The 22,218-nt window shown below is 41.4% G+C and carries 33 protein-coding genes; 30 read left to right on the top strand and 3 right to left on the bottom strand.

Annotated features, from left to right (window positions below; translation table 11 throughout):
* The first annotated feature begins 11 nt into the window (after positions 1 to 11).
* The 28 genes from rpsS (at position 12) to GO009_RS10290 (ending at position 16,862) form a co-directional block, all read left to right on the top strand.
* The gene (rpsS, locus tag GO009_RS10425; RefSeq protein ID WP_014032008.1) at positions 12 to 290 is read left to right on the top strand and encodes a 30S ribosomal protein S19; all 279 of its coding nucleotides are present in this window, start codon (positions 12 to 14) and stop codon (positions 288 to 290) included.
* A 7-nt stretch (positions 291 to 297) separates the two neighbouring features.
* The gene (rplV, locus tag GO009_RS10420) at positions 298 to 705 is read left to right on the top strand and encodes a 50S ribosomal protein L22 (RefSeq protein ID WP_163626142.1); all 408 of its coding nucleotides are present in this window, start codon (positions 298 to 300) and stop codon (positions 703 to 705) included.
* 9 nt (positions 706 to 714) lie between these two features.
* Entirely contained in the window at positions 715 to 1,425 is a 711-nt protein-coding gene (rpsC, locus tag GO009_RS10415; RefSeq protein ID WP_100816202.1) for a 30S ribosomal protein S3, read from the top strand.
* 19 nt (positions 1,426 to 1,444) lie between these two features.
* On the top strand, positions 1,445 to 1,864 hold the full coding sequence (rplP, locus tag GO009_RS10410) for a 50S ribosomal protein L16 (protein WP_127138692.1): 420 nt from the start codon (positions 1,445 to 1,447) through the stop codon (positions 1,862 to 1,864).
* Positions 1,865 to 1,883: 19 nt separating this feature from the next.
* Positions 1,884 to 2,075: a 50S ribosomal protein L29 gene (gene rpmC / locus GO009_RS10405; RefSeq protein WP_163626141.1), complete on the top strand. Its 192-nt coding sequence runs from the start codon at positions 1,884 to 1,886 to the stop codon at positions 2,073 to 2,075.
* A 13-nt stretch (positions 2,076 to 2,088) separates the two neighbouring features.
* Entirely contained in the window at positions 2,089 to 2,346 is a 258-nt protein-coding gene (gene rpsQ / locus GO009_RS10400) for a 30S ribosomal protein S17 (protein WP_100816200.1), read from the top strand.
* A 2-nt stretch (positions 2,347 to 2,348) separates the two neighbouring features.
* On the top strand, positions 2,349 to 2,717 hold the full coding sequence (gene rplN / locus GO009_RS10395) for a 50S ribosomal protein L14 (RefSeq protein WP_014032002.1): 369 nt from the start codon (positions 2,349 to 2,351) through the stop codon (positions 2,715 to 2,717).
* A 16-nt stretch (positions 2,718 to 2,733) separates the two neighbouring features.
* Positions 2,734 to 3,045 (top strand): 50S ribosomal protein L24, encoded by a 312-nt coding sequence (gene rplX, locus GO009_RS10390; RefSeq protein WP_127138693.1) that lies wholly within the window; start codon positions 2,734 to 2,736, stop codon positions 3,043 to 3,045.
* Between the two features lie 2 nt (positions 3,046 to 3,047).
* Positions 3,048 to 3,599, top strand: coding sequence for a 50S ribosomal protein L5 (gene rplE, locus GO009_RS10385; protein WP_108246819.1), 552 nt, complete (start codon positions 3,048 to 3,050; stop codon positions 3,597 to 3,599).
* Position 3,600: 1 nt separating this feature from the next.
* Positions 3,601 to 3,870, top strand: a complete 270-nt coding sequence (gene rpsN, locus GO009_RS10380) for a 30S ribosomal protein S14 (RefSeq protein WP_036379829.1) — start codon at positions 3,601 to 3,603, stop codon at positions 3,868 to 3,870.
* Positions 3,871 to 3,888: 18 nt separating this feature from the next.
* On the top strand, positions 3,889 to 4,287 hold the full coding sequence (gene rpsH / locus GO009_RS10375; protein ID WP_163626140.1) for a 30S ribosomal protein S8: 399 nt from the start codon (positions 3,889 to 3,891) through the stop codon (positions 4,285 to 4,287).
* A 19-nt stretch (positions 4,288 to 4,306) separates the two neighbouring features.
* Positions 4,307 to 4,849, top strand: a complete 543-nt coding sequence (gene rplF, locus GO009_RS10370) for a 50S ribosomal protein L6 (RefSeq protein WP_163626139.1) — start codon at positions 4,307 to 4,309, stop codon at positions 4,847 to 4,849.
* An 11-nt stretch (positions 4,850 to 4,860) separates the two neighbouring features.
* A complete protein-coding gene (gene rplR, locus GO009_RS10365) occupies positions 4,861 to 5,214 on the top strand; it encodes a 50S ribosomal protein L18 (RefSeq protein WP_163626138.1) in 354 nt (117 codons plus the stop codon).
* 6 nt (positions 5,215 to 5,220) lie between these two features.
* Positions 5,221 to 5,745: a 30S ribosomal protein S5 gene (rpsE, locus tag GO009_RS10360; protein ID WP_163626137.1), complete on the top strand. Its 525-nt coding sequence runs from the start codon at positions 5,221 to 5,223 to the stop codon at positions 5,743 to 5,745.
* Between the two features lie 12 nt (positions 5,746 to 5,757).
* Positions 5,758 to 5,937, top strand: a complete 180-nt coding sequence (gene rpmD, locus GO009_RS10355) for a 50S ribosomal protein L30 (RefSeq protein ID WP_163626136.1) — start codon at positions 5,758 to 5,760, stop codon at positions 5,935 to 5,937.
* Positions 5,938 to 5,950: 13 nt separating this feature from the next.
* Positions 5,951 to 6,403 carry a 50S ribosomal protein L15 gene (gene rplO, locus GO009_RS10350; protein ID WP_163626135.1) on the top strand — a complete coding sequence of 151 codons (453 nt, stop codon included), beginning with the start codon at positions 5,951 to 5,953 and terminating at the stop codon, positions 6,401 to 6,403.
* An 11-nt stretch (positions 6,404 to 6,414) separates the two neighbouring features.
* A complete protein-coding gene (gene secY / locus GO009_RS10345) occupies positions 6,415 to 7,758 on the top strand; it encodes a preprotein translocase subunit SecY (RefSeq protein WP_163626134.1) in 1,344 nt (447 codons plus the stop codon).
* 3 nt (positions 7,759 to 7,761) lie between these two features.
* On the top strand, positions 7,762 to 7,977 hold the full coding sequence (gene infA, locus GO009_RS10340; protein ID WP_014031991.1) for a translation initiation factor IF-1: 216 nt from the start codon (positions 7,762 to 7,764) through the stop codon (positions 7,975 to 7,977).
* Positions 7,978 to 7,981: 4 nt separating this feature from the next.
* Positions 7,982 to 8,098 (top strand): type B 50S ribosomal protein L36, encoded by a 117-nt coding sequence (ykgO, locus tag GO009_RS10335; protein ID WP_010519235.1) that lies wholly within the window; start codon positions 7,982 to 7,984, stop codon positions 8,096 to 8,098.
* Between the two features lie 2 nt (positions 8,099 to 8,100).
* Positions 8,101 to 8,475: a 30S ribosomal protein S13 gene (gene rpsM, locus GO009_RS10330; RefSeq protein WP_014031990.1), complete on the top strand. Its 375-nt coding sequence runs from the start codon at positions 8,101 to 8,103 to the stop codon at positions 8,473 to 8,475.
* Positions 8,476 to 8,487: 12 nt separating this feature from the next.
* Positions 8,488 to 8,880 carry a 30S ribosomal protein S11 gene (rpsK, locus tag GO009_RS10325; protein WP_127138702.1) on the top strand — a complete coding sequence of 131 codons (393 nt, stop codon included), beginning with the start codon at positions 8,488 to 8,490 and terminating at the stop codon, positions 8,878 to 8,880.
* 112 nt (positions 8,881 to 8,992) lie between these two features.
* Positions 8,993 to 9,598, top strand: coding sequence for a 30S ribosomal protein S4 (gene rpsD / locus GO009_RS10320; RefSeq protein ID WP_163626133.1), 606 nt, complete (start codon positions 8,993 to 8,995; stop codon positions 9,596 to 9,598).
* A 21-nt stretch (positions 9,599 to 9,619) separates the two neighbouring features.
* On the top strand, positions 9,620 to 10,612 hold the full coding sequence (locus tag GO009_RS10315) for a DNA-directed RNA polymerase subunit alpha (RefSeq protein ID WP_127023976.1): 993 nt from the start codon (positions 9,620 to 9,622) through the stop codon (positions 10,610 to 10,612).
* A 60-nt stretch (positions 10,613 to 10,672) separates the two neighbouring features.
* Positions 10,673 to 11,179, top strand: a complete 507-nt coding sequence (rplQ, locus tag GO009_RS10310; protein ID WP_163626132.1) for a 50S ribosomal protein L17 — start codon at positions 10,673 to 10,675, stop codon at positions 11,177 to 11,179.
* Positions 11,180 to 11,276: 97 nt separating this feature from the next.
* A complete protein-coding gene (gene carA / locus GO009_RS10305; RefSeq protein WP_163626131.1) occupies positions 11,277 to 12,389 on the top strand; it encodes a glutamine-hydrolyzing carbamoyl-phosphate synthase small subunit in 1,113 nt (370 codons plus the stop codon).
* Between the two features lie 118 nt (positions 12,390 to 12,507).
* Positions 12,508 to 13,800, top strand: coding sequence for a phosphopyruvate hydratase (gene eno, locus GO009_RS10300; RefSeq protein ID WP_163626130.1), 1,293 nt, complete (start codon positions 12,508 to 12,510; stop codon positions 13,798 to 13,800).
* Positions 13,801 to 13,920: 120 nt separating this feature from the next.
* The gene (locus GO009_RS10295) at positions 13,921 to 15,459 is read left to right on the top strand and encodes a glycogen synthase (protein ID WP_163626129.1); all 1,539 of its coding nucleotides are present in this window, start codon (positions 13,921 to 13,923) and stop codon (positions 15,457 to 15,459) included.
* A gap of 119 nt (positions 15,460 to 15,578) precedes the next feature.
* Positions 15,579 to 16,862 (top strand): citrate synthase, encoded by a 1,284-nt coding sequence (locus tag GO009_RS10290; protein WP_163626128.1) that lies wholly within the window; start codon positions 15,579 to 15,581, stop codon positions 16,860 to 16,862.
* A 57-nt stretch (positions 16,863 to 16,919) separates the two neighbouring features.
* On the opposite strand, the gene GO009_RS10285 is transcribed toward GO009_RS10290, so the two are convergent.
* Complete coding sequence (locus tag GO009_RS10285; protein ID WP_163626127.1) at positions 16,920 to 17,372, bottom strand: hypothetical protein; 453 nt, start codon at positions 17,370 to 17,372, stop codon at positions 16,920 to 16,922.
* A 283-nt stretch (positions 17,373 to 17,655) separates the two neighbouring features.
* Between GO009_RS10285 and GO009_RS10280 the strand changes: the two genes are divergently transcribed.
* Positions 17,656 to 18,570, top strand: a complete 915-nt coding sequence (locus GO009_RS10280; protein ID WP_163626126.1) for a dimethylarginine dimethylaminohydrolase family protein — start codon at positions 17,656 to 17,658, stop codon at positions 18,568 to 18,570.
* 81 nt (positions 18,571 to 18,651) lie between these two features.
* Entirely contained in the window at positions 18,652 to 19,557 is a 906-nt protein-coding gene (gene ctlX, locus GO009_RS10275; RefSeq protein WP_163626226.1) for a citrulline utilization hydrolase CtlX, read from the top strand.
* Positions 19,558 to 20,130: 573 nt separating this feature from the next.
* Here the strand turns inward: ctlX and GO009_RS10270 are convergent.
* A complete protein-coding gene (locus GO009_RS10270; RefSeq protein ID WP_163626060.1) occupies positions 20,131 to 20,316 on the bottom strand; it encodes a hypothetical protein in 186 nt (61 codons plus the stop codon).
* Positions 20,317 to 20,442: 126 nt separating this feature from the next.
* Positions 20,443 to 21,957, bottom strand: a complete 1,515-nt coding sequence (locus tag GO009_RS10265) for a carboxypeptidase-like regulatory domain-containing protein (protein WP_163626125.1) — start codon at positions 21,955 to 21,957, stop codon at positions 20,443 to 20,445.
* Between the last annotated feature and the right edge of the window lie 261 nt (positions 21,958 to 22,218).

The following is a 22,218-nucleotide window of genomic DNA, read 5'->3' as shown; positions in this document are numbered from 1 at the left end:
AAGAAAAGTAAATGGCACGTTCGTTAAAAAAAGGACCATACGTTCATTTTAGTCTGGAGAAAAAAGTCCAGGCCAATATAGAATCAGGTAAAAAATCAGTTATCAAAACGTGGTCTAGAGCCTCTATGATAACGCCAGACTTTGTTGGGCAAACCATCGCAGTGCACAACGGTAGACAATTTGTTCCCGTTTTCGTTACTGAAAACATGGTAGGTCACAAACTTGGGGAATTTTCACCTACAAGATCTTTTAGGGGTCATGCAGGGGCTAAAAACAAAGGTAAAAAGTAAGTAAGCTATGGGAGTTCGTAAAAGAGAAATGGCCGAAAGGTTAAAAGAAGAGAAGAAGCAACTTGCTATTGCAAAGCTTAACAATTGTCCAACTTCTCCAAGAAAAATGCGTTTGGTCGCTGACTTGGTAAGAGGTAAGCAAATTGAGATGGCATTGGCAACCCTTAGGTTCAACCCTAAAGAAGCGTCCAGAAAGTTGGAAAAACTTTTACTTTCCGCAATTGCTAACTGGGAAGCTAAAAATGAAGGTGCAGATATCGAGGCTGCAGATCTTTACATCAAGGAAATCCGTGTGGACGGTGGAACCATGTTGAAGAGATTGCGACCAGCTCCACAAGGTAGGGCACATAGAATCAGAAAACGTTCCAATCATGTTACCATGATTTTGGAGGCCAATAACAACGTTCAAAGCTAGAAGAATAATATGGGACAGAAGACCAATCCAATAGGAAATCGCTTAGGAATTATCAGAGGATGGGAATCCAACTGGTACGGAGGAAATGATTACGGCGACAAACTGGCTGAAGACGATAAGATCAGAAAATACCTATATGCGCGTTTAGCAAAAGCTAGCGTATCTAGAGTTATTATAGAAAGAACCTTAAAACTGATTACCATTACCATTACCACGTCCAGACCTGGTATCATCATTGGTAAAGGAGGTCAAGAGGTAGATAAACTTAAGGAAGAGCTTAAGAAGATCACCAACAAAGAGGTTCAGATCAATATTCATGAAATTAAGAGACCTGAGCTTGATGCTAATTTGGTAGCTGCAAGTGTTGCAAGACAAATTGAAAGCAGAATTTCATACAGAAGAGCCATCAAAATGGCCATTGCAGCAGCAATGCGTATGAATGCCGAAGGTATCAAGATTCAGATTTCCGGACGTTTGAACGGCGCTGAGATGGCACGTTCCGAATCTTACAAAGAAGGAAGGATTCCATTGTCTACTTTTCGTGCAGATGTGGACTATGCCTTGCACGAAGCTCACACTACCTATGGTAGATTGGGCGTAAAGGTATGGATCATGAAAGGAGAGGTTTACGGTAAAAGAGAGCTTTCCCCATTGGTAGGATTGAGCAAGAGTCAAGGAAAAGGCGGCAAGGATAACAAGAAATCCCGTCGTAGAAAGTAATAAGATAAAGTAAGGTAAAATGTTACAGCCAAAAAGAACAAAATTTCGTAAGGCCCAGAAAGGGCGTATGAAGGGGAACTCTCAGAGAGGGCACCAACTTTCCAATGGAATGTTCGGTATCAAGTCCATGGATTCGCACTTCATTACTGCCCGTCAGATAGAGGCTGCACGTATCGCTGCGACAAGATACATGAAGAGACAAGGTCAGTTGTGGATCAAAATATTCCCGGACAAACCTATCACCAAAAAACCTCTTGAGGTTCGTATGGGTAAAGGTAAAGGTGCTCCGGAATATTGGGTAGCCGTGGTGAAGCCAGGTAGAATCATGTTCGAGATTGCTGGTGTACCAAAGGATATTGCTGAGGAAGCCTTGAGGCTTGCGGCACAAAAACTTCCGGTAAAGACCAAGTTTGTTGTAGCAAGGGATTATTCCGCCTAATTTTTAATTGAGAAGAAAGATGAGACAATCAGAAATAAAAGAACTTTCAATTGAAGAGCTAAAGGAGCGTTTGACCGAGTTCAAAAAGCAGCATGCCGACTTAAAGATGGCACACGCTGTTACTCCTTTGGAAAATCCTTTACAGATCAGAAAGACTAGAAGGACGGTAGCAAGACTTGCAACTGAATTAACTAAAAGGGAATTACAATAATCGGTTCTGCCTTATGGAAAACAGAAATTTAAGAAAAGAAAGAATAGGCGTTGTTACCAGCAACAAAATGGAGAAATCGATAGTGGTTTCTGAGGTAAAAAGAATGAAGCACCCCATGTACGGGAAGTTCGTTCTAAAGACCAAGAAATATGTTGCCCACGACGAGAAGAACGATTGCAACGAAGGTGATACCGTTAAAATAATGGAAACACGACCATTGAGCAAAACAAAATGCTGGAGGTTGGTAGAAATCCTAGAAAGAGCTAAATAATTATGGTACAGCAAGAATCAAGATTAAGAGTTGCGGACAATACCGGTGCAAAAGAAGTTTTGACCATCCGCGTACTAGGAGGAACAAAGAGAAGATACGCTTCCTTGGGTGACAAAATCGTTGTTACCGTAAAAGAAGCTACTCCAAACGGTACTGTAAAGAAAGGTTCTGTGTCTACAGCAGTTGTTGTTAGAACAAAGAAAGAAGTGAGAAGACCTGACGGTTCTTACATCCGTTTCGACGATAACGCATGTGTGTTGTTGAACCCAACTGGGGAGATGAGAGGAACTCGTGTATTTGGTCCTGTTGCAAGAGAATTGAGGGACAGACAATTCATGAAGATTGTTTCATTGGCGCCTGAAGTGCTATAAAAGAAATATCAGAAAGATGAAGTTGAAAATAAAAACAGGGGATACGGTAAAAGTCATTGCGGGAGACCACAAAGGCAGCGAAGGTAAAGTACTTCAAGTAGACCGTGAAAAGAACAAAGCTATCGTGGAAGGCGTCAATGAGGTGTCCAAACACGAAAAGCCAAGTGCGAACAATCCTCAAGGAGGCATAACTAAAAAGGAAGCCCCAATACACATTTCCAATCTTTCCTTGATCGATCCAAAGTCTGGCGATGCCACACGTGTTGGATACGAAGTAAGGGACGGGAAAAAAGTAAGGTTTTCCAAAAAATCCAATGAAGTAATTTAGTCATGAGTTATATTCCAAGATTAAAGCAAGAATATAAGGAGCGCGTGATCAAGGCGCTAACGGAAGAGTTTGGTTACAAGAATGTAATGCAGGTTCCTAAGTTGCAGAAAATAGTGGTAAGCCGAGGTGTCGGTGCCGCTGTTTCAGATAAAAAGCTTATCGATCATGCCGTGGACGAGCTGACCAATATCACAGGTCAAAAGGCAGTAGCTACGCTTTCAAAGAAAGACGTTGCAACCTTTAAATTGAGAAAAGGTATGCCGATTGGTGCCAAAGTGACATTGAGAGGTGAGCGCATGTACGAATTTTTGGATAGATTGATCACCAGTGCCCTCCCAAGGGTGCGTGATTTCTCTGGAGTTAAAGCCACTGGTTTCGACGGGAGAGGTAACTACAATTTGGGTGTTACCGAGCAAATCATCTTTCCAGAAATCAATATAGATAGAATCAACAGGATCAACGGAATGGACATCACGTTCGTTACTTCCGCTGAAACTGATAAAGAAGCAAAATCATTGTTAACCGAACTGGGAGTACCCTTTAAAAAGAACTAGTATGGCCAAGGAATCAATGAAAGCCCGCGAAAGAAAAAGGGCTAAAATGGTAGAGAAATACGCCGAGAAAAGAAAAGCTCTAAAAGAGGCGGGAGATTATGAGGCTTTGCAAAAGTTGCCAAAGAATGCTTCTCCTGTTCGTATGAGGAACCGTTGTAAACTAACAGGTAGACCTCGTGGTTACATGAGAACTTTTGGTATATCAAGGGTTATGTTCAGGGAAATGGCCAACAAAGGTTTGATTCCTGGAGTTAAAAAGGCAAGTTGGTAATTTAGATAAAGAAAAGAAATGCTTACAGATCCAATTTCAGATTATTTGACCAGATTGAGAAATGCCAGCAAGGCAGGTCATAGGGTTGTAGATATCCCCGGTTCCAATCTAAAAAGACAGATTACCAAAATATTGTTCGATCAAGGATATATTTTGAGCTATAAATTCGAGGAAGACAAAGTACAAGGGAACATCAAAATCGCCCTTAAGTACGATAAATTTACCAAGGAGCCCATCATTAAAAAATTGCAGCGGGTAAGTAAGCCCGGTCTGCGCAAGTATTCAAACTCTAACGATTTGCCTAGAGTGTTGAATGGATTGGGAATCGCTATCGTTTCTACTTCTCATGGGGTAATGACGAGTAAGCAGGCCCAGCAAGAGAACGTAGGTGGCGAGGTATTGTGCTACGTATATTAATTGAGAAAAGAGAAGAAAAATGTCAAGAATAGGTAACAGTCCAGTTAAAATTCCTGATGGAGTCACTATAGAAGTGAAAGATTCCGTTGTTACTGTAAAAGGTAAATTGGGAGAACTTACCCAAGAGTTTTCAGGGATTGACATTAAAGTCGAGGACGGAAGCGTTGTTTTGGAAAGACCTTCCGATGACAATAAACACAAATCAAAGCATGGTTTATACCGCGCTCTTATCAATAATATGGTAGAAGGTGTGACCAATGGATGGACAAAGGAATTGGAACTTGTAGGGGTTGGTTACAGAGCCAGCAACCAAGGACAAAAATTGGATTTGGCCCTAGGGTTCTCCCACAACATTGTTCTGGACATCGCTCCCGAAGTAAAAATCGAGACCATCTCCGAAAAAGGGAAAAACCCTATCGTAAAACTAACATCTCACGACAAACAATTGGTGGGTCAGGTAGCCGCTAAGATCAGAGGTTTCCGTAAGCCAGAGCCTTACAAAGGAAAAGGTGTGAAGTTTGTAGGTGAGCAATTAAGAAGAAAAGCAGGTAAATCAGCTTAATAATTAAGACTATGGGATTATCTAAGACTGAAAGAAAATTACGCATCCGAAGAAGAATACGAAAAGTATCCTTCGGAACTGAAGCAAGACCAAGGTTGTCTGTATTCAGAAGCAATAAAGAAATATACGCCCAGTTGATTGACGACGATAAAGGTGTAACTTTGGCGGCAGCTTCATCCAGAGATAAGGATGTGGACTCCAAAGGAACAAAGTCCGAGGTAGCTACCAACGTGGGTAAGGCCATAGCTGAAAAAGCTCTTAAGCTTGGTGTTGAAGCCGTAGCTTTTGATAGGGGAGGAAACCTATATCACGGAAGAATAAAATCATTGGCTGAAGGAGCTAGGGAAGCAGGACTAAAATTCTAATAAACTATGTACCAGAAATACAAAAACGTAGAAATAGTAAAGCCAGGTGGACTGGAGTTGAAAGACCGATTGGTTGGAGTACAACGTGTTACCAAGGTAACAAAAGGTGGTAGAGCCTTTGGTTTTTCAGCCATAGTTGTTGTTGGTGATGAAAACGGAGTTGTTGGACATGGTTTGGGAAAATCCAAAGAAGTTGCCACAGCTATCGCTAAAGCTATCGAGGATGCCAAAAAGAACTTGGTCCGTATTCCATTGAACAAAGGAACACTTCCTCACGAGCAAAAAGGAAAATACGGTGGTGCACGTGTTTACATCAAGCCTGCATCGCACGGTACCGGGGTAATCGCCGGTGGAGCCGTAAGAGCCGTATTGGAAGCTGTTGGGGTACAGGATGTATTGTCTAAATCGCAAGGATCTTCCAACCCGCACAACGTGGTAAAAGCTACTTTTGATGCCTTGTTGCAATTGAGAAGTGCTGACACCGTTGCAAAGCAAAGAGGAGTTTCTTTGGAAAAAGTCTTTAAAGGATAAATAGAGGATAACATGTCAAAGATTAAAGTTAAACAAGTAAAGAGCGGCATCAAAAAGCCACAGAACCAAAAAAGAACTTTGGAGGCTCTTGGATTGCATAAGATCGGACAGGTAGTTGAGCACGAAGCAACTCCTAGTATCCTTGGAATGGTAAATAAGGTAAAACACTTGGTTTCCACAGAGGAAGCTTAAAATATAAAGGCACATGGATTTGAATAATCTAAAACCAGCGGATGGCGCTGTGCACAAAGAAGGAAAACGTGTAGGACGAGGAGAAGGCTCCGGTAAAGGAGGAACTTCTACCCGTGGACACAAAGGAGCCAAGTCTAGATCTGGATATTCCAAAAAGATTGGTTTTGAAGGTGGTCAGATGCCATTGCAGAGACGTGTACCAAAGTTTGGTTTTACTAACATAAACAGAAAAGAGTACACTGGAATCAATTTAGGTAAACTACAAGAGTTGGTAGATAAGGGCGTTGTTAAAAACGAGGTTACCTTGGAAACTCTTTTGGAGAACGGATTGGCCCACAAAAACGATTTGGTAAAGATATTGGGTGATGGTGAACTAAAAGCATCACTTAAGGTATCTGTTCATAAATTTACTGCTTCCGCAAAAGCTGCTATCGAGTCAGCTGGAGGTGAGGCAATAAGTTTATAAGAAGTTATAGCATGAAGAAATTTATTGAGACCATATCAAATATCTGGAAGATAGATGAGCTAAGACAACGTATTATCCTAACATTGGGATTATTATTGGTCTACCGATTCGGTGCACAAGTTGTTCTTCCCGGTATTGATACCGCCCAGTTGGCGGAATTATCCACCCAGACTGAAAATGGTATCTTGGGTATTCTGAATGCTTTTACAGGTGGTGCTTTCGCGAATGCTTCGGTATTCGCCTTGGGTATTATGCCCTATATCTCCGCTTCCATTGTGGTACAGTTGATGGGAATTGCAATTCCTTACCTGCAAAAACTGCAAAAAGAGGGGGAGAGCGGTAGAAAAACCATCAATCAGATTACCCGTTGGTTAACAATAGGTATCTGTATCGTTCAAGCCCCTGCCTATTTGTACGGTCTTGGTGCCTTGGGCGTTCCGGACAGTGCATTTGTTTTAGGTAAAGGTTTGGATTTCATCGTTCCAGCTGTTATCATATTGGTAACAGGATGTGTATTTGCCATGTGGTTGGGTGAAAAAATCACCGACAAGGGTATCGGAAACGGTATTTCCCTATTGATTATGGTGGGAATCATCGCAACATTGCCACAAGCATTTGCACAAGAATTTGTTTCAAGAACGACCAACAACACAGGAGGTATCATGTTCATGTTGATCGAGGTGATAGTTTGGTTCTTGGTAATCTTGGCCAGTGTTTACCTAACAATGGCAGTTAGACAAATTCCAGTTCAGTACGCAAGAAGAACAGCTTCTGGCGGGTACGAAAAGAACGTAATGGGAGCACGTCAGTACATTCCACTAAAGTTGAATGCATCTGGAGTAATGCCCATTATCTTTGCACAGGCAATTATGTTCGCACCAAGTTTGATTGGTAGAACTTTTAATGATACCGCTGCAGGTCAGTGGATGGAAGTACAGTTCGCCGATATATTCGGATTGGCTTATAACATCTTATTTGCAGTATTGATTATCATATTCACTTACTTCTACACGGCGATCACTGTGCCAACGAACAAAATGGCAGATGATTTGAAGAGAAGCGGTGGTTTCATACCAGGTATACGTCCTGGAAAGGAAACAGGAAATTATTTGGACAAAATAATGTCCTTGATTACATTACCTGGATCTATCTTTTTGGCCTTGTTGGCAGTATTGCCGGCAGTAGTGGTAAAGTTGATGGATGTACAGGCCGGATGGGCATTGTTTTATGGAGGTACATCACTATTGATTATGGTTGGTGTAGCAATAGATACTGTACAACAAGTAAATTCTTATTTGTTGAACAGACATTACGACGGCTTAATGAAAACCGGTAAAAACAGAAAAGTAGCATAATTTATGGCAAAGCAGCCAGCAATAGAACAAGACGGGACTATTATTGAAGCATTGTCCAATGCAATGTTCAGGGTAGAATTGGAAAATGGGCACGTGGTAACGGCGCACATCTCTGGGAAAATGCGTATGCACTATATCAAGTTGCTTCCCGGTGATAAAGTAAAGTTGGAAATGAGCCCATACGATTTAACAAAAGCAAGAATTACGTATAGATACTAGTTACATGAAAGTAAGAGCATCAATAAAGAAGAGAAGTGCCGACTGCAAGATTGTTCGCAGAAAGGGCAGATTGTATGTAATCAACAAAAAGAATCCTAGATTTAAACAAAGACAAGGGTAATTATGGCAAGAATTGCAGGGGTAGATATACCTAAACAAAAGCGTGGCGTTATTTCGCTTACCTACATCTTCGGTATAGGTAAAAGTAGGGCACAAGAAATTTTGGCAGCAGCCCAAGTAAGTGAAGATACCAAGGTTTCCGATTGGACCGATGATGAAATCGGTAAAATTAGGGAAGCAGTGGGAGCTTACACCATTGAAGGAGAGCTTCGCTCAGAAACCTCAATGAACATCAAGCGTTTGATGGACATTGGTTGTTACCGTGGAATTCGCCACAGATCTGGATTGCCATTGAGAGGTCAACGTACCAAAAACAACTCTAGGACCAGAAAAGGAAAAAGAAAAACAGTTGCCAACAAGAAAAAAGCAACTAAATAATAAGTAGGTAGTATGGCAAAGGCAAGTACTAAAACAGCTAAAAAGCGCAAAGTAGTCGTAGATGCTACCGGAGAGGCGCACGTGGTTGCATCTTTCAACAACATCATTATTTCCCTTACCAATAAGAAAGGTGATGTGATTTCATGGTCTTCCGCTGGAAAAATGGGATTCCGAGGCTCTAAAAAGAACACCCCCTACGCAGCACAGATTGCAGCCGAGGATTGTGCCAAAGTAGCTCACGAAGCAGGATTGAGAAAAGTAAAGGTGTACGTAAAAGGACCTGGTAACGGTAGGGAATCCGCTATCCGTTCCATCCACAACTCAGGAATCGAAGTAACAGAGATCGTAGATGTTACTCCACTTCCGCACAACGGTTGCAGACCACCGAAAAGAAGAAGAGTTTAATTATCAATTATATTGTTTAACGGCCCCCTAAAAAGGGTCTTCACCCGAAGGTGCAGTTAGATTATCGAAGGATAAGCCTTAATTCATAATCGCACTTTCAAACTAAAAGAAGATGGCAAGATATACAGGACCAAAAACAAAGATCGCTAGAAAGTTTGGAGAAGCGATTTTCGGAGACGATAAGTCATTCGAAAAGAAAAATTACCCTCCAGGACAACACGGTAACAACAGACGCCGTGGTAAAAAGTCTGAATATGCAATCCAGTTGATGGAGAAGCAAAAAGCAAAATACACTTACGGTATTTTGGAGAAACAATTTCGTAATCTTTTTGGTGAAGCCAAAAGAAAAGAGGGTGTAACCGGTGAGATTTTGCTTCAGTTGTGTGAATCCCGATTGGACAATGTGGTTTATAGAATGGGTATCTCCCCATCAAGGAGAGGGGCACGCCAATTGGTATCGCACCGTCATATTACCGTAAATGGAGAGGTAGTAAACATTCCATCCTATTCACTAAAAGCAGGAGATGTTGTTGGTGTTAGGGAAAAATCCAAATCCGTACAATCCATTGTAGACTCGTTGGCTAACAATAGCAGTGTTTACGAATGGATTACATGGAACTCTGAAAAGAAAGAAGGTACATTTGTTGCCGTCCCAGAAAGACTTCAGATCCCTGAGAACATCAAGGAGCAGCTGATCGTCGAATTATACTCTAAATAAGAATTCAACATTAATCCAATTATGGCATTACTTAATTTTCAGAAGCCCGATAAAGTTATAATGATCGATTCAACAGATTTCGAAGGGAAATTTGAATTTCGCCCTTTGGAACCTGGTTATGGATTAACAGTTGGGAATGCGCTGAGAAGGGTTTTACTTTCCTCTTTGGAAGGTTTCGCCATCACTTCTGTGCGCATAGATGGAGTTGAACATGAATTTTCTGTTATACCAGGCGTTGTTGAAGACGTTACGGAAATTATTCTGAACCTAAAACAGGTTAGGTTCAAAAGACAGATTGATGATGTTGAGAGCGAGACAGTATCAATTTCCGTGAGCGGAAAGGAGCAAATGACCGCTGGTGATTTCCAGAAATTTATTTCGGGATATCAAGTGTTGAACCCAGATTTGGTAATCTGCAACATGGATCCCAAAGTGAGCATCAACATGGAGATTGTTATCGAAAAAGGTCGTGGTTATGTTCCTGCAGAAGAAAACAAAAAATCCAATGCTCCCTTGGGTAGCATTGCGGTTGATTCTGTTTACACTCCTGTAAAGAACGTAAAATACAGCATCGAAAACTATAGGGTAGAGCAAAAGACCGATTATGAAAAATTGGTTTTTGAAATCATCACAGATGGTTCCATCCACCCAAAAGATGCCTTGACAGAAGCTGCTAAGGTTTTGATTCACCACTTTATGTTGTTCTCCGATGAGCGCATCACCCTTGAGGCTGATGAAATTGCCCAGACCGAGACCTACGATGAGGAATCATTGCACATGCGTCAGTTGTTGAAAACCAAATTGGTAGACATGGACTTGTCCGTAAGGGCATTGAACTGTCTTAAAGCTGCCGAAGTGGATACTTTGGGAGATTTGGTTTCCTTCAACAAAAACGATTTGATGAAATTCAGAAACTTCGGTAAAAAATCATTGACCGAATTGGAAGAATTGGTCATCAACAAAGGCCTGCAATTTGGTATGGACCTTTCCAAATACAAATTAGATAAAGATTAATAATCATATTTTGCTCTCCTGATTGTTTGGGATTTGGTAGCAAGATGGTAACTTAGAACAATGAGACACGGAAAGAAGTTTAATCACTTAGGTAGAACAGCTGCCCATAGAAAGGCCATGTTGGCCAATATGGGAAGTTCCCTAATAGAGCATAAAAGAATCAACACCACGGTTGCAAAAGCCAAGGCGTTGAAACAGTTTATTGAGCCTTTGATTACAAAAGCAAAGATTGAGAACAACAAGACTACCGAGAAAGGTACGCACAACAGAAGGGTTGTTTTTAGTAACTTGCGCAGTAAAGAGGCCGTAACAGAATTGTTCAGCACAGTTGCCGAAAAAGTAGGTGACAGACCGGGAGGTTACACAAGAATCATTAAATTGGGTAACCGATTGGGAGATAACGCAGACATGGCGATGATCGAGTTGGTAGATTTCAACGAGCTATACAACGCAGGTAAGCCTAAGAAGAAATCGACCCGAAGAAGTAGAAGAGGTGGCGGTGGTGCCAAGAAGGCTGAGACACCAGCTCCAGCAGCTGAAACCAAAACTGACGATTCTGAAGAATAAGAAGAATGATATTAACTATTATATTTTAGGAAAAAGGATAAGTGAAAACTTATCCTTTTTTTATGTTTTTTTATCTTAACTGAAACTAGAGCACAAAATGAAGTATCACACAAAGAAAAAAGCGTTGATTTTGTTAGCGGACGGAACCATTTTTTATGGCAAGGCCGTTGGGGGAAGAGAAGGTACCGCAGTAGGAGAGGTATGTTTCAATACTGGAATGACTGGCTATCAGGAAATTTTTACAGACCCATCTTACTACGGTCAATTGATGGTGACCACCAATGCACACATTGGTAACTATGGTGCCCACGAAGATGAAGTGGAATCCGATTCTGTAAAGATTGCAGGTCTTATCTGTAAAAATTTCAGTTATGAATATTCAAGGCCAGATGCCAAAATGAGTCTTTTGGAATTCTTGGATAAGAACAACCTATTGGCCATTTCCGATGTGGATACCCGTGCTTTGGTAAGCTACATACGAGACAATGGAGCCATGAATGCATTGATTTCCACAAAAGTGGACGACATTGATGAATTGAAAGAAGAGTTAAGCAAAGTACCAAGCATGGAAGGCTTGGAACTTTCATCCAAAGTATCCACAAAAGAGCCCTATTTCTACGGAGATGAAAATTCTGAATTCAAGATTTCTGCTTTGGATATCGGAATCAAAAAGAACATCTTGAGAAACTTGGCCAAAAGAGGAGCGTATATCAAAGTATTTCCATATAACACCTCTTATGATGAATTGAAGGAATGGAACCCGGACGGCTATTTTATATCCAACGGACCTGGTGACCCGGAACCGTTGACCGATGCCGTTGCAGCCACCAAAGAAATGATTGCCTCCGACAAACCATTGTTCGGAATTTGCTTGGGACACCAAGTATTGGCCTTGGCCAATGGTGTTTCCACCTATAAGATGCACAATGGTCACAGGGGAATCAACCACCCTATTTTGAACCTGGTAACAGGCAAAGGGGAAATCACCTCTCAAAATCACGGATTTGCGGTGAATAGGGAAGAGACGGAAGCAAATGCAGAGTTGGAGATCACCCACACCCATTTGAACGATCAGACCGTGGCAGGAATCAAAATGAAGAACAAGGATGTATTCTCGGTACAATATCACCCAGAGGCAAGTCCAGGTCCACACGATGCAGATTATCTGTTCGACCAGTTCTTCGATTTGATCAAGGCCAGTAAAAACTAAAACGATATAGTTTTGTTTTTAAGTATTTAGGTGCGTTTTGTGAGTAATATCATGGAGCTAAAAACGCTACCTTTTGTATCTTTAGCCAATAATCACAACTATAAAACATTGAATTAAAATGAGCATCATTATCAACATTCATGCAAGACAGATATTGGATTCCAGAGGAAATCCAACAGTGGAAGTAGATGTAGTAACGGAAAATGGAATTTTGGGGAGGGCAGCAGTACCTTCCGGAGCCTCTACTGGAGAGCATGAAGCCGTTGAGTTACGCGATGGTGGCGATTCCTTTATGGGCAAAGGAGTTGGTAAAGCCGTGAAAAACGTTAATACCATTATTGCAGAGGAATTGATTGGAACTTCGGTTTTTGAACAAAACCACATTGATCAAACCATGATCGAGTTGGACGGTACTCCAAACAAATCAAAATTGGGGGCCAACGCCATTTTGGGGGTATCATTGGCAGTGGCAAAAGCTGCAGCGAATGAGTTGGGTATGTCATTGTACCGATACGTAGGTGGTGTTAGCGCCAATACGCTTCCAGTTCCGATGATGAACATTATCAACGGAGGGTCGCACTCCGATGCACCAATCGCTTTCCAAGAATTTATGGTAATGCCGGTTAAGGCAAAGGGTTTTAGCCACGCCATGCAAATGGGAACGGAAATCTTTCATAACCTTAAGAAAGTATTGCACGATCGTAATTTGAGCACTGCTGTAGGTGATGAAGGTGGTTTTGCGCCAACATTGGAAGGTGGTACCGAAGATGCTTTGGACACCATTGCAAAGGCCGTTGAAAAAGCCGGATACAAATTGGGCGACGAGATTATGATTGCATTGGATTGTGCTTCGGCAGAATTTTATGTAGATGGTGCTTACGATTATACAAAATTTGAAGGAAGTAAAGGCGTAGTGCGTACTTCTGAGGAGCAAGCTCAGTATCTTGCCGACCTTTGTGAAAAATACCCGATTATTTCCATAGAGGATGGAATGGATGAAAACGATTGGGAAGGTTGGAAAGTTTTGACTGAAAAGATCGGTGACAAAGTTCAATTGGTTGGGGATGACTTGTTCGTAACAAACGTTGAGCGTTTGTCCCGTGGTATAGAGAACGGCATCGCCAATTCCATTTTGATCAAAGTAAATCAAATCGGAACATTAACAGAGACCATAGCAGCTGTAAACATGGCAAAAAATGCTGGTTATACATCTGTAATGTCTCACAGGTCAGGTGAAACCGAGGACAATACCATCGCCGATTTGGCAGTGGCATTGAACACAGGTCAAATCAAAACAGGTTCCGCTTCCAGAAGTGACCGTATGGCCAAGTACAACCAGTTATTGAGAATTGAGGAAGAGTTGGGCGATATTGCTTACTACCCTCAAGAAAAAGCTTTTAAGGTAAAATAAGCATAATAATAATTTTGCATACAAAAAGCCTTTCTCAAATGGGAAAGGCTTTTTTTTGTTTCAATAACAAAGTTTGGTTAAATTAAGGGTTCAACTAAACACCCATTCAAATTCTCCCATATGAATAACTTTCTTTTTGTTGCCGCCGAAAATGATGCTTTGGAAAATTGTAAAGCGGGCGGTATGGGCGACGTGGTTCGGGATGTGCCCAGACAAATTTCGGATCGGGGAGACAAGGTGCATGTTGTGGTCCCGGCCTATTCAAGACTGCATCATGGAGGATTGCCCAGAACTACCTTAAATTTTACGCTACGGGGCTTAAGCTACACAGCAGAATTATATGAGGTGAAACCTAAAAAGGAGTTCCCAAATATTTTCCATTATGTACTGCATCATCCAGAGATTGAGGCCGGGGATATTGCACACATATACCATAACGATCCAGAGGAACCTTTCTATACCGATGCCATTAAGTATTTTATATTTTGTACAGCAGTGGCAGAAGCTATAAAACAGGGAGCGTTTGGGGACGTGGATTTGGTACACCTGCATGATTGGCACTCTAGCCTATTGTTGTTTCTGCGCGAATATCATCCGGATTATACCAACCTTAAGGATATTAGGATAGTCTATAGCATCCATAACCTGGCCATTCAGGGCATACGTCCATTTGACAATAATTATTCCTCCGTAAAAAATTGGTTCCCCAACGTACCCTTGGATTATCAAAAGTTGATGGATTACAGGTATCAGGATTGTATCAACCTTATGGCCGTGGGGATTCGCTTTGCAGATGCCGTACATACCGTATCACCATCCTATAAAGAAGATGTGTTGCTGCCCAGTTCCCCGCCCGAATTCATTGGAGGGGAGGGATTGGAAAAAGATTTGCAGAAAGCAGATGAGGAAGGGCGCTTGTTTGGTATTTTGAACGGGTGCAATTACAAAAACATCAACAAAGAAAAGAAAGGTAATATTTACCGAAATACGGTCAAGGCATTGTTCAGGTGGCTACAGCAAGAGGATAAAAAATACAAAGCCGATTTTTTGGCACATACAGGAGAGAAAATCATGGATTTTGTGGAGCTGCGACCAAAATTCATTGCATCCAGTGTTGCTCGATTAACCGAGCAAAAGTTTTATTTTTTTATGCGCTCGCCCGAAGCCTTTGTGGAAATATTGAAAAAATTGGAGAAGGTCGATGGTATATTTATGTTGTTGGGAACCGGAGCACCGGAGTATGAGGAGCTTTTTAGAAAGTTGAGCTACGAACACAAGAACTTTGTTTTTACCAATGGCCAGTCGGAAAAGCTGATTGACTCCATGTATCTGGAGTCCGACCTATATTTTATGCCCAGCCTTTTTGAACCCTGCGGCATTAGCCAAATGTTGGCCATGCGAAACGGCAATCCTTGTTTGGTCCATCACACGGGAGGGTTAAAGGATACGGTGGAGCACATGAAAACTGGTTTTGCCTTTGATGGGGACAGTTACGACGAGAAAATAAAAAACATGTTGGAAGCTTTGGATATAGCTCTGGATGTGTTTGAAAATGATAAACCAACCTGGAAAAAAATACAGGCCGCGGCAAGAAAAAAGCGTTTCACCTGGGAGAAATCCGTTGATCAATATTACAAACTACTTTACAAGTTCGATTAAGTAAATTTTCTATATCATTTTCGCGTTAATATCAACACAAATAGTGGCTGGAAATTGTTAATGGCTGCGGTTTTTCGTATTTTCCGCTTTCTATTTTTACTAATCTATTAAAATATAAAATGTCGGATAAAGCTATACTCGAATATGGGGGGAAAAGATATGAATTCCCCGTTATCAAAGGTACTGAAGATGAATTGGCCATAGATATTAAAACCTTGAGGTCCTCAACAGGAATGGTGACTATAGACCCCGGTTACAAAAATACCGGATCGTGTGAAAGTGCCATTACTTTCCTAAACGGTGAGCAGGGGATTTTGAGGTATCGAGGGTATTCAATTGAAGATTTAGCCGAGAAAGCCGACTTTTTGGAAGTAGCTTATCTTTTGATTTTTGGTGAATTGCCAAACAAAGAACAGTTGGAAAAATTCCATAGCGATATTAAAGAAGAGTCGCAGGTGGATGAGGAAATGAAAAAGATTTTGGACGGGTTTCCAAAATCGGCACACCCAATGGGAGTGTTATCTTCATTGACCAGTGCATTGGTGGCCTTCAACCCGTCCTGTGTGGACGTGTCATCCGAATCGGCTATGTACAACTCCATTGTCCGTATATTGGCAAAGTTCCCTGTATTGGTGGCTTGGACCATGCGCAAGAAAAAAGGGCTTCCTTTGGATTATGGTGATGATAGCCTCGGTTATGTCGAGAACATTCATAAAATGATGTTCAAAAGACCTAACCAAGAGTATAAGAGAGATAGGATTGCTATTGATGCCTTGGACAAATTATTGATTTTGCACGCAGATCACGAACAAAACTGTTCTACATCCACTGTACGTATTGTTGGTTCCTCACATGCAGGACTTTTTGCCTCGCTTTCCGCGGGTATTTCCGCGCTTTGGGGACCACTGCACGGAGGTGCCAATCAGGCTGTTTTGGAAATGTTGGAGGCGATTGAAGCCGATGGAGGTGATACAAAAAAATATATGGCCAAGGCCAAGGATAAGAATGATCCTTTCAGATTAATGGGCTTTGGACACCGTGTTTACAAAAACTTTGACCCAAGAGCAAAGATCATTAAAAAATCAGCTGACGAAGTATTGGGCAACTTAGGTATTGAAGACCCTATTTTGGACATTGCCAAAGGATTGGAAAAAGAAGCCTTGGAAGACAGCTACTTTGTGGATAGAAAACTATACCCCAATGTAGATTTCTACTCAGGAATTATTTACCGCGCTTTGGGCATACCCACAGAAATGTTTACCGTAATGTTCGCTCTCGGCAGATTACCGGGATGGATTGCGCAATGGAGAGAAATGAGACTTAGAAAAGAACCCATTGGAAGACCAAGACAAGTCTATATAGGGGAAAACCTAAGAAGCTTTGTTCCGTTGGAAAAAAGATAAGATTTGGGACGAAAAGAATAAAAAAGGGGCGAATCTCGCCCCTTTTTTGTGGGGGAACTATAATATGGTTACGCTATTTTGATTTAAATCCTTGTCTTTGTCATAGCATATTCGCATAATACCTCTAAAATAATGTTTCTGTATATCAGAAGTGTTGTCATTTTCCATGGAACTTTTCGCCTTTTGAAATGTTTGATGAATAAAATCATGTGCATCCACAGTACTTAAGTTCTTTAAAGTCGACTCTAAAGATTTGCGATACTTGTTAATGGATTGGTTTACCTTCATAATATTCCAATCTAAATTTGGGTCAGCATCCTGATTTATAGATAGGTAACCCTCAGGAAAATCACTCTCTGTGATACAATCATCATATTTCACAGCGTAAACAGATTCCATCTGTTCTTTGGAATTAAAATTAATATCTTCCATTTTTTGAAACGCATTCATCCCGCTCAATGTAATAAAAACTGAAGCCAGCAGAACCGATGTAAATAGCAATTTTTTCATATGTAAGAAAAATCTTATTGCAAATGTAGTGATTAATGCAAACAAAAACCTGATGAAAGTCAGTTTCTTACATTTTATTTCTCATTTCAATCATTTGATATACAAATCATTGATTTAAAATTATATTCCTTTGTTTCTTCAATGGAAAACCTTGGATAAAGTAGGTAATTTTATCATTTAACATGGAGGAAATTGAAGTAAAACACTAGATTTGCCACCGTAATCCAAAGATTATCCTTATCACTTTCTACGGCCAGTTTTTTTGGCCATTAATGAATCATGTATGATAGAATTGAACATTGTTGATGAGACCAGTAAATTAAAAGCTGTTATTTTGGGAACGGCCCAAAGTAGTGGACCTATACCTACTATTGATGAGGCTTACGACCCTAAATCCATAGAGCATATTAAGGCGGGAACTTATCCCAAAGAAGCAGATATGGTTAAAGAAATGGAAGGCTTTGCCCAAGTGTTCCATAAATATGGGGTGGATGTTTATAGACCGGAAATACTTAAGGATTGCAACCAGATTTTTGCAAGGGATATTGCCTTTGTTATAGAGGACAAACTGTTTCATGCCAATATATTGCCCGATAGGGAGCGTGAGTTTATGGCCATTCGTGATGTATTGGATAAAATAGACCCCAAAAAAATAGTTCGTCCACCAGAAGAAGTACATATAGAAGGGGGCGATGTAATGCCCTGGAATGACCATATTTTTATTGGAACCTATTCGGGCGCAGACTACGCAAATTATATCACGGCACGTACCAATAGGGAAGCAGTGGAATTTATTCGGGGTATGTTCCCCTATAAAACCGTAAAATCCTTCGAACTCAGAAAATCAAATATCGACCCCAAAGAAAATGCATTGCATTTGGATTGCTGTTTTCAACCTGTGGGGAAGGATAAGGCTATATTGCACAAGAATGGATTTCTAGTGGAAGAAGAATACCAATATCTGGTGGATTTTTTCGGGCCGGATAATATCTTTGAAATCAATAAGGAAGAAATGTATCAAATGTTCAGCAACGTATTTTCCATTTCCCCTGAAGTCGTAGTTTCAGAAAGGAATTTTACAAGATTGAACAACTGGCTGCGTGAACAAGGATTCACCGTTGAGGAGATTCCCTATGCCGAAATCGCCAAACAGGAAGGTCTGTTGCGATGTAGCACCATGCCTTTGATCAGAGCATAATTTTTAACCCTACTTCCTGCTGCCACAGGTATAACCAAAACAGTCAAAGCATTGAAAAAGCAGATTACAAACACCATTCTTATGGTGCGTCCCGTAAACTTCAGGATGAACGAGCAGACCGCTGTTAACAATTATTTTCAGGAAGACCCGCATCAAAAAAATGCTGAAATCAATAAACAGGCACAAGAAGAATTCGACCAGTTTGTAAAGGTACTTCGGGAACATGGTGTAAATGTGATTACCATTGATGACAATATGGAAAAGGATACCCCGGATTCCATTTTCCCGAACAATTGGGTTTCTTTTCACGCCAACGGAACGGTGTGCGTATATCCCATGTTTGCAGAGAACCGCCGAAAGGAACGAAGAGAGGATATTTTTGAACTCTTGGAAGCGAACGGTTTTGTGATCAATAATTTTATGGATTATACAGCCGCAGAAGAGGAAGAGGTGTTTTTGGAAGGAACAGGCAGTATTCTATTGGACAGGGTAAACCAAAAAGCGTATTGCGCACTCTCCGAGCGTGCCCACGAAGACCTGTTTATCGAATTTTGTGAAGATTTTGATTGTTTTCCCGTAATTTTTCATGCCAATCAAACGGTCGAAGGTGAGCGATTGCCGATTTACCATACCAATGTAATGATGGCCATGGCGGAAACCTTTGCCGTTATCTGTTTGGATTCCATCGATGATAAAAAGGAACGAAAAAACGTGGTGGACCATATTAAAATGGACGGCAAGGAAGTCATCCGGATTACCGAAGAGCAAATGTGCCATTTTGCAGGGAACATGTTGCAGGTAATCGGTGCCGACGATAAACGTTTTATGGTGATGAGTACCCAGGCCTACAACAGTCTGGCCGATGAACAAATCAAAGCCATTGAAAAGCATTGCTCCATTATCCACAGTCCTTTGGATACCATTGAGACCTGTGGTGGTGGGAGCGCCCGCTGTATGATGGCGGAAGTGTTTTTGCCGAAGGCATAAACTATTCTCTTGAGGAGGCCGGAGAGGTGTTGTGCAAAGGAGTATTTTGATAAGACAGACCTGCCATGGGAAGGAATTTCACGAAGTAGCCTTTTTGTCATTTCGAACCGACAGAAAGGAGTGTGAGAAATCTTTATTCCTTATTTGACACGGATTTCACGAATCTCCCCGAATTGGATTTTCGTCATTTCGAACGGATGTGAGAAATCTGATGGTAACTGATATTTCTCAATCGCTGCTTCGCATCTCATTTCGAAATGACTTTTCACCGTCATGCTGAACTGGTTTCAGCATCCCATCCAGAAGATTTAGATTCCGTGTTTTATCTCGACTTTGCTCAGCAATTGCACGGAATGACAATTTGTTTGTCATTTTAGATAATAAAAACCTCTTTGATTTTTTTCGGAACCATTCGGATTGTCCCCTTGAGGGGACCTTAGGGGTGTAAAAAGGCAGTTGGTGTTTTGGTTATGACACGAATTGCACAAATTTTCCCGAATTGGCTTTTTGTCATTTCGAACGGATGTGAGAAATCTGATGGTAACTGATATTTCTCAATCGCTGCTTCGCATTTCATTTTCTCAACCCCACCACAATCCCCCTAAGTGCAGCGACCACTTCGTGCACTTCCTTGCGGTCAAACGTGTCTTCTTCCAAATAAAACAACATTTCCAAGGCTAAATCCAAAACTTTGGCGAGTTCCTCAGGAGAACCGTACCAGTCTTCCATCCATTGCCAAACAATTTCTACTTTTTCCATATGATAAGCAAGAAATACATTTTTTGTCAACGGGTACATGTCATATATGGCAAGATGATGAAGGGTAAAAGCCCAAGGGTACGGAAGAAAACTAAAAACTCAGAACTCTTAACTCAAAACTCATAACTAATCTTCCTCCTCGGCTGTAAACCCCCGAATGGCCTGGTTGGGCTCCATAATGGTATAGCCTTTCCAAAACTCCGCATCGTAGCGTGGCATATAAGTGGCCTTCACCGTTTTATCCTCTTTAAAGGACTTGAACTCGCTTTCGGCAATGTTATCTTGGTTGAAGACCACGAGTTCCCATTTGTTGGTCATGTTCATCCGAAAGTCGATGTTGAGTTTTAGTTCGTTCTGCTTGCGGCGTCCCTTTACGTGTTTGTTCTTTTCCACCACTTTTAGCGGACGGTCCACACCAAAATATTTACCATCGGCCAATTCCATAAACTGTAGGTCGTACTTGCCATTGGGCAGTTTGGCAAATCGCATGGTGCCCTTGTACACTGTTTCACGATAGGTAATGCCCAATAACCTAAAGTTGCGCAGGCGTTGGGTATTGGCAAAGTCCAACCGCATTACGGCAAAGTCCTCAATATTGATGTAGAGACGTCCCTTGAAATCCGCACTGCTTCGCTTGGGCCAAAAGTCGACCAAATACACGCCTGCATCCCCGATATCGGCATAGCCTGCCAGTTTAAACTCGTAACGGCGGTTTTTGTCCACCAAATCCAATTTGGTATCTTCTTTATAGTACAGTTGGCTCAATAGTTCCTTGAACTGCCAACGTTGGCTATCGGTCAAGCCCGAAACACTGTCTTTTTTTACTTGGGCTTTCAGTTTTTTTGCCTGGTCCATCCGTTCGTCGTCCATGGTGTCCAGAATGGAATCCACTTGTATCTTTTCACTAAAAATCCCCGATTTTATCTTTAGATAAGAACCTGGTTTTACGTTTGCGGCAAAAATATCCTCCATGTGTTCGGCCAATTCTTCAAAAGAGCTCACATCGCGTTTATCGTAGAGGTCGGCCGCTTTTAGTATGTTGAGCTTGTAATCGGTGTTGTTTTTATAGAAGTCGCCAAAACTTTCGGTATAGTGCGATGCATTTTTAGGAATAGATCGGGCAATGCTGTCCATCAATTCCTTGTTGAGTTCTTTGATGGATGATTTTTCGAACCCAAAATCCACTTTGTGCATATTGGCCAGTTCCGATTTCCGAAGGAAAAATCGTTGTTTTATGGGGGCTTTGTTCACGTTTTGGGGAATGTTCTCTATCATTTTATCAATGATGTCATCTACCTCCAGTTCCTTGTCGAACACATAAACACCGCTCAATTCAATGGCCTTGGCATTCAAAGTAACCAAGCTATCCTGCATTTGTTCTAAAGTGAAGCCCTTTTTTTCGTACCCCATAGAGGTTACATAGATGGAATCGGGCAGGGTAGTACCTTCTTCCAATACAAAACTGAAACGGCCTTCATCATTAGTGATTACTCCTTGGTGCTCCCCATATTGTATGGTGGCATAGGGTATTCCTTTTTGGGTTTTGGCATCCACCAAACGCGAACTTATGGTTTGGGCGGCCATCGAAAGTGCTATCAAAAGCGAAAAATAAGCAAGAAATAAGGTCTGTTTTACGGACATAATTACAGATATGGTTTCAATGTTAAGACGCCTTTTGGGGAGGAAAGGTTGTCTGTGGTTTAGACGAACTTTGGGCAATTTTGTGACAAAGTGCGAAGAATTATGGAATGACCGATACAGGTTAATAGTAATTTAACAGCGCAAGAGTTAGGAGTTAGGAGTTGGGAGTTAGGAAGATTCGTCATTTCGAGCTGTCACCCTGAGCGCAGTCGAAGGGGACAGTCGAGAAATCTTTTGCTCTTGAACTTGAAACTTGAGCTT

It is taken from the genome of Allomuricauda sp. TY007, assembly GCF_010468565.1.
GTDB lineage: Bacteria > Bacteroidota > Bacteroidia > Flavobacteriales > Flavobacteriaceae > Flagellimonas.
This window is presented reverse-complemented; position numbering and strand designations above follow the sequence as displayed.